This is a genomic window from Rhizobium aouanii (genome assembly GCF_037002925.1).
Classification (GTDB): Bacteria; Pseudomonadota; Alphaproteobacteria; order Rhizobiales; family Rhizobiaceae; genus Rhizobium; species Rhizobium aouanii.
In genome coordinates this window covers 62,710-69,696 of the sequence record NZ_JBAMYD010000027.1, presented here as the reverse complement: position 1 = coordinate 69,696, position 6,987 = coordinate 62,710, and the positions used below count along the sequence as shown (strand labels likewise).

Sequence of the window (6,987 nt, the reverse complement as noted above, 5' to 3'; positions counted from 1 at the left end):
TCGCCGCCAACAGCCCAACGTCAACCAACGCAACAGGCGCTGTGAGAAATGCGGGCTAGCCCACAAGCCCGGAAATCGAAAGTGATAGAGCCCGCGCGTCCAATAGGAGGTGCGGGCTCTTGGTTTAGTTCTCGAAGACATGCGCCTTGCCGGCGATGTCGAGGCGAACGAGATCGCCCCGCGAGGGAAGGGCGACGCTCGAGGTCTTGATCAGGATCGGCGGCAGTGCAACGCCATCGAGCGAAACGGCGACGGTGCAGACCGCCCCGCCGAATTCCACCTCGACGACACGTCCGCCATATTTGCGATCGCTTTCATCCGCAACGACGCGAATCTGCTCGGGCCGCAGCATAATCTCCGCCTTGCCTTGACGGCTGCCCTCGACGGCGACATGGCCGAGGGCGCAATCGGCAAGGCCATTTCGGATAATGGCGGGAAGCAGCACGGCATCGCCGAGAAACAGTGCCGTCTCGCGATCGCGCGGATGCAGATACAATGATTGCGGCGACCCGGCCTGGATCAGCCGTCCTTCCCTCAGGACCGCGACCTGATCGGCAAAGGTCAGCGCCTCTTCCTGGTCGTGGGTGACGAGGATGGTGGTAATGCCGGCCGCCTGCAGCACGCGCGCAACCGCCTTGCGCATATTCTCACGCAGGCCGGTATCGAGTGCCGAGAAAGGTTCGTCGAGCAGCATCAGCCGCGGCTTGCGGCCGAGCGCGCGGGCGAGCGCCACACGCTGCTGCTGGCCGCCGGAAAGCTGATGCGGGCGCCGCGCCAGCATGCCGCGGTCGAGCTCGACCATGTCGAGCAGCTCGAGCACGCGCTTCTCGCGATCAGCAGCCCCTCGTTCGAAGCCGAAGCCGATATTCTCGGCAACGCTTAGATGCGGAAACAGCGCGCCGTCCTGCGAAACGATTCCGATGCCGCGCTTATGGGCCGGTACTGTCGCCGGACCGTCGGCAAGCACCTCGCCATCCAGCGTCACTCTGCCGACGTCGGGTTGCTCGAAGCCGGCAATGATGCGCAGCAGAGTCGTCTTACCCGAACCGGACGGGCCGACAACGGCGGTGCGGCTGCCCGCCTGGACGTCGAGCGAAATATCCTTCAACGCCTGGACGGGGCCATAGCGCTTGCTGATGTTCTCGATCGTAAGCAGCGTCATTGGCCGGCAGTCCGTTTCGATTGGGTATAGAGCATCAGGGTGAGCGGCAGCGACAGCACGACCATCATGAAGGCGTAGGGGGCGGCCGAGACATAGTCGATCTCGCTGGTCAGCGACCAGAATTTCGTCGCCAGCGTATCGACGCCGTTGGGCGACAGCATCAGTGTCGCCGTGAGTTCATTGGTGATGCCGAGCGCGGCCAGCGCGACGCTGGCGGCGGCTCCCGGTGTTGCAAGCCGCATAGTGATCTGCCGCACCGCCTGACCCGGGGTGCGGCCGAGGCCCATCGCGGCACGCTCCAGCTCCACCGGCGCCTGGGCGATGCTGGCGCGCAACCCGACCATGGCGCGCGGCAGGAAAAGCATCACATAGGCGACGAGCAGCGTTGCGAAGGTCTGATAGAGCGGCAGTACGAGACGCACGGTGATCGTCACCAGCGCCAGCGCCACGACGACGCCCGGGAGCGAGCCGACATAATAATGGCAGGCTTCGAGTACGCGCTGGAAGCGGCCGGGCGCACGCACGGAAAGCCAGGCCATCGGTGCTGCGGCAATCGTCGCCAGCACGCCGCCGACAACGGCAAGCACGATCGTTTGCAGGAAGGCGCTGCCGACGTCGATGCGCCAGATATCGGTGCCGCCGAGATAGAGCCAGCGGCCAAGCGTCACCAGCGGCACGCCGAGCGTCAGCGCTGCCAGCATGATGGGCAGCAGCATGGCCGGCACCACGAACCAGCCCAGCCGACGGCGGTCGGCCGGACGCGGCGAGCCGGAGCCGACGCGGGCATAGCGTTCATTGCCGCGCACCAGTACCTCGAAGCCGAGCAGAAAAAGACAGCAGGCGACGAGCACGCCGCCGAGCATGTTGGAGGCCGGGCTGTTGTAGGAAGATTGGAACTGATCGACGATCGCCGTCGCGAACGTGTCGAACCGGATCATCACGAACAGGCCGTACTCCGAAAGCAGATGCAGCGCGATCAGCAGCGAGCCGCCGCAGATGGCAAGCCTCAGCTGCGGCAGCACGGCGCGGAAGAAGACGCGCCAGGGATTAAGGCCAAGCGAGGCCGCTGCATCCTCGATGGCCGGATCGAGACGGCGCAGCGCGGCTACGACCGGCAGGTAGAGGAACGGATAATAGGCGATGACCGAGACGAAGACGCCGCTTTGGAGGCCACGCATGCCGGGAACGAGGCTGACCCAGGCATAGCTGTGCACGAAGGCAGGCACGGCGAGCGGTGCGATCGCCAGCCAGGCCCAGAGCCGCGCCAAAGGAATGTCCGTCCGTTCCGTCAGCCAGGCAAGCGTCACGGCAAGCATGATTGACAGTGGGATGGTGATCGATTCCAGGAGAACCGTATTGACGAGAAGTTCGCCTACACGCGGCCGGAAGACCAGCGCCTTCACCGTTTCCCAGCCGACATCGTAGGTTACCCAGCCGATGAAGCCGAGCGGCACGAGACTGAAGATCGCGACGATGGTTGCCAGCAGCACCACGGAAGCGTGTGGCATGCGTCCGCGCGGCAAAACCATTCGCGTGGCCCTCGACGCCACCGGCGCCTCGTTGCCGGATGCGAGCAATCTGTTGTCCTGCAGCAAGGCCGATGCCTTTACACGCTGAAAAAGGAAGGCAACCGCTTTTGAGGAGCGGTTGCCCGATTTCGTCATGCCCTAAGGTTTTCTTGAGCCAAAAGCAATAGTTTTGGCCCGGCAAGCCTGCGGCAGAAAGGTCAGATCAGGCCGGCGGCCGTCATCAATTCCACCACCTTCTTGCTGTCCAGCGTCGAAGCCTCAACCTTGGGAGCATTGAGATCGGCGAGCGGCGTGAGCTTGTCATTGGAGGCGGCATCCTTGCCGACGGCATATTCATAGGACGTGCCGTCCTTCAGAACCGCCTGGCCTGTTTTGCCGGTGACGAACTTCAGGAAAGCCTGGGCTTCCTTCATGTGCTGCGTGGATTTCAGGACGCCGCCGCCCGAAACGCTGACGAAGGCGCCAGGATCCTGGTTTTTGAAGTAGTGCATGCCGACATTCTTGCTGTTCTCGCCGGTTTTGGCCTGATCGCCGAACCAGTAGTAATGATAGATGATCGCGCCTTCGACTTCGCCAGCATTGACGGCCTTCATGGCGACGCTGTTGCCCTTGTAGGGGGTGGCGTTGTCCTTGAGGCCTTTCAGCCATGCCTTGGTGGCGTCTTCGCCCTTGAGCTGCAGCAGCGAGGCGACGATGGCCTGGAAATCGGCGCCGGCGGGCGCCGCACCCCAGCGGCCTTTCCAGGCCGGATCGGCGAGATCGAGCATCGACTTCGGCAGCTTGTCTTCAGTGAGCTTGGTCTTGTCATAGGCAAAGACGGTGGTGCGGGCGGCAATGCCGGTCCACATGCCGTCAGCCGGGCGGTACTGATCGGGAACCTGATCCAGCGTTTCCTTTTCGATGGGGGTGAAGAGGCCCGCGCCATCGACCAACGTCATGGCCGGCGAATTCTCGGTGAGGAAGACATCCGCAGGAGAGGCGTCGCCTTCCTGGATGATCTGGTTGGCGAACTGCATGTCGCTGCCTTGGCGCATGGTGACCTTGATACCGGTCTCCTTGGTAAAAGCATCGATCCACTCGCGGCCAAGGCTTTCGTGTTGGGCATTGTAGACGATGAGACCTTCGTCCTGCGCATTAGCGCTGCCGGCGAGCGCGGTGGCGGCGAGAAGAGAAGCGGCAAGCGCAAGGGAAAAACGATTAAGATCAATGTTCATGATGGCCTCCGTGGCAATGGCGCCCGAGCTCCCAAGGGCGATGAGAGGCGTATATTTTTCCTGACTGCGGATTTCAAGTTTGGCTTGGCCGGAAAAGCCATCACAATATCTTGACTGAATATTTCATGTTACCGGGGAATAAATTTGGATTTGGCCAAAAAGCGACGCTCCCCGAGCGCCGCCTCTGTTTCAGCCGGCTTATTCGACGTCGAACTTGACGCCCTGCGCAAGGGGCAGCGTCCTGCCGTAATTGATGGTGTTGGTGGAGCGGCGCATATAGGCCTTCCAGGCATCCGAGCCGGATTCGCGGCCGCCGCCGGTCTCCTTCTCGCCGCCGAAGGCGCCGCCGATCTCGGCGCCGGATGGCCCGAGATTGACGTTGGCGATGCCGCAATCCGAACCGCGGGCGGAGACGAAGGTTTCGGCCTCGCGCATGTCGTTGGTGAAGATCGATGACGACAGCCCTTGCGGCACGGCATTGTGCAGCGCCAGCACGTCGTCGAAGTCACTGTATTTCATCACATAAAGGATCGGCGCGAAGGTCTCGTGCTCGACCGGGCCGGTCTGATCCGGCATTTCGACAAGCGCCGGACGAACGTAAAAGGCGTCAGTCGAACCGGTTTCGACGCGGTCGCCGCCGGTCACCCTGCCGCCGGCCGATTTCGCCTCACCAAGCGCTGCCTGCATGTTCTTAAAAGCCTGGCCGTCGATCAGCGGCCCTACAAGCGTGCCGCTTTCCAACGGATTGCCGATGGTGACGGAGCCGTAGGCCTTCTGCAGGCGCGGCACCAGCTGGTCGTAGACGCTCTCATGCACGAAGAGACGGCGCAGCGTCGTGCAGCGCTGGCCGGCCGTGCCCATGGCGGAGAAGGCGACGCCGCGCAGCGTCAGGTCGAGATCGGCGCTCGGGCAGACGATCGCCGCATTGTTGCCGCCGAGTTCGAGAATGGCGCGGGCAAAACGCTGCGACAGGCGCGGACCGACAGCGCGGCCCATGGCCGTCGAGCCGGTGGCGGAAACCAGCGGGATCTTCGGATGATCGACCAGCACTTCGCCGACCTCGCGGCCGCCGATGATCAGCGTCGACAGATTGGCCGGCGCCGTGCCGCCTTCGGCAACAAAACGCTTCAGCGCCTTTTCGAACAGTGCCTGCACGGCAAGCGCCGTCAGCGGCGTCTTTTCCGAGGGCTTCCAGACCGTGGAATTGCCGCAGACCATCGCAAGTGCGGCATTCCACGACCAGACTGCAACGGGGAAATTGAAGGCGGAGATGATGCCGATCACGCCGAGCGGATGCCAGCTTTCCATCATCCGGTGCTCGGAGCGCTCGGTGGCGATCGTCAGGCCGTAGAGCTGACGGGAAAGGCCGACGGCGAAATCGCAGATGTCGATCATCTCCTGCACCTCGCCCAGACCTTCCGAAGTGATCTTGCCGACCTCGATCGAAACGAGACGGCCGAGTGCCGCCTTGGAGGCGCGCAACTCCTCGCCGAGCAGGCGGACCAGTTCGCCGCGCTTCGGCGCCGGCACGGCACGCCATTCGAGGAAGGCCTGATGGGCCGCTTCGATCGCCGCCTTCGTCTCGGAAATGGAATGTTCCCTGAGTTTGCCGATTTCCTTGCCGGTGACCGGCGAAGTGACGGAAAGCGTGCCGCCGTGATAGCGGCCGGCATCGACACCGAGTTCGGCAAGCAGTTTGGCGGTTTCGGTGGCGAGATCGAGGACGGCGATGGTCATTGTCGTGTTTCCAATCTTATTATTCTCAGAAGCGTGCGTCGCTTCTCAGAAGCGGGCATCGGCGAGATGGGCGACCTGAGCGCCGGCTTCGTACCACATTTCTTTGAGTGCACGGAAGTTCGGCTCGGTGGGCGAAGTCAGCGGTAGCGGCAGATCGGCTTCCGCAAGCCGGCCGAGGATATGCTCCGCCAGCGTACGGCCGAAGACCGTACCGGGCGCAATGCCGCGGCCATTGTAGCCCGAAAAGCCGACGACACCAGGTGCGAATTTGTGGAAGCGCGGCAGCGCATTGTCGGTCATGCCGATCTGGCCATACCATTCACACTCGAATTCGACGTCGCCGATAACAGGGAAGAGCCGCTTCAATGCGCGCTTGGCCCAGCCCTTGTGCACGGCAAGCCCGGTATTGCGCAGCGCCCCGACACTGCCGAAAACGAGACGTCCGGCCTGATCCATACGGAAGGAGGAGAGGATTTCCTTGGTATCCCACACACCTTCCCGCCCCGGCAGGATCAACTGACGCAGATTGTGGCCGAGCGGCACAGTGGCGAAATTGAAATAGGGCAGATGCACCTGTTCGCTGCGCACCTGCTCCCACGGACCGGTGCTGTAGGCATCCGTTGCAACGATGATCCACTCCGCGCTGACCTCGCCGCTTGATGTCTTCACGGTCCAGCGGCCGCCGTTACGCTCCGTCGCGATAACCGGGCTGGATGTGTGAATGGCGACGCCGGCCTTGACGGCGGCATGGGCAAGGCCGCGCGCATAGGCAAGCGGCTGCAGGGTGCCGGCGCGTTTGTCGAGCAGCGAGCCGGTATAGGCATCGCTGCCGATGCGTTTGGCCGTTTCCGCCGCATCGAGCAGCGTCACGGCTGCGCCGCGGGCGGACCATTGCGCCGCGCGATCCTCGATCTCCTTCAGCCCGTCCGCGCCGACCGCGCAATGCAGCGTGCCGTTCCGTTCGAGTTCGCAGGCAATCTGATGTTTGTCGATCAGCTCCATGACGAGCTTCGGCGCATCGCCGAGCAGATCGAGCAGACGTTCGCCATGCACCGGGCCGAGCACCTCGGGCAGATCGTTGGGCATCACCCACATGCCCGCATTGATCAGCCCGACATTGCGCCCCGCACCGCCGAAGCCGATCTCTTTGGCCTCCAGCAACACCACCTTCGACCCGGCTTCGGCAAGATGCAGGGCGGAAGAGAGGCCGGTGTAACCGCCGCCGACGATGACGACGTCGGCCGATACCGCGCCTTCGAGAGGCGAGGTCGTCGGTGCTTCGGGCGCGGTCTTTTCCCAGAGGCCGTGGGAGCGCGGATCATTCAGCATGGCTCAGTCCGATCAG

The 6,987-nt window shown here is 63.3% G+C and carries 5 protein-coding genes; all 5 read right to left on the bottom strand.

The genetic code is table 11. The annotated features are described in order from the left end of the window. Positions 1-124: 124 nt before the first annotated feature. The 5 genes from V8P77_RS32320 to V8P77_RS32300 all read right to left on the bottom strand — a co-directional run bounded on the left by V8P77_RS32320 (position 125) and on the right by V8P77_RS32300 (position 6,971). Positions 125-1,162, bottom strand: a complete 1,038-nt coding sequence (locus tag V8P77_RS32320) for an ABC transporter ATP-binding protein (RefSeq protein WP_027666979.1) — start codon at positions 1,160-1,162, stop codon at positions 125-127. After that, on the bottom strand, positions 1,159-2,691 hold the full coding sequence (locus V8P77_RS32315; protein WP_335916353.1) for an ABC transporter permease: 1,533 nt from the start codon (positions 2,689-2,691) through the stop codon (positions 1,159-1,161). The genes V8P77_RS32320 and V8P77_RS32315 overlap by 4 nt, the downstream gene beginning before the upstream one ends. A 197-nt stretch (positions 2,692-2,888) precedes the next feature. Next, positions 2,889-3,905, bottom strand: coding sequence for an iron ABC transporter substrate-binding protein (locus tag V8P77_RS32310; RefSeq protein WP_335916351.1), 1,017 nt, complete (start codon positions 3,903-3,905; stop codon positions 2,889-2,891). Between the two features lie 198 nt (positions 3,906-4,103). Continuing rightward, positions 4,104-5,642, bottom strand: a complete 1,539-nt coding sequence (amaB, locus tag V8P77_RS32305; protein WP_335916350.1) for an L-piperidine-6-carboxylate dehydrogenase — start codon at positions 5,640-5,642, stop codon at positions 4,104-4,106. A gap of 45 nt (positions 5,643-5,687) precedes the next feature. Next, positions 5,688-6,971, bottom strand: coding sequence for an NAD(P)/FAD-dependent oxidoreductase (locus V8P77_RS32300; protein ID WP_335916348.1), 1,284 nt, complete (start codon positions 6,969-6,971; stop codon positions 5,688-5,690). Positions 6,972-6,987: the final 16 nt, after the last annotated feature.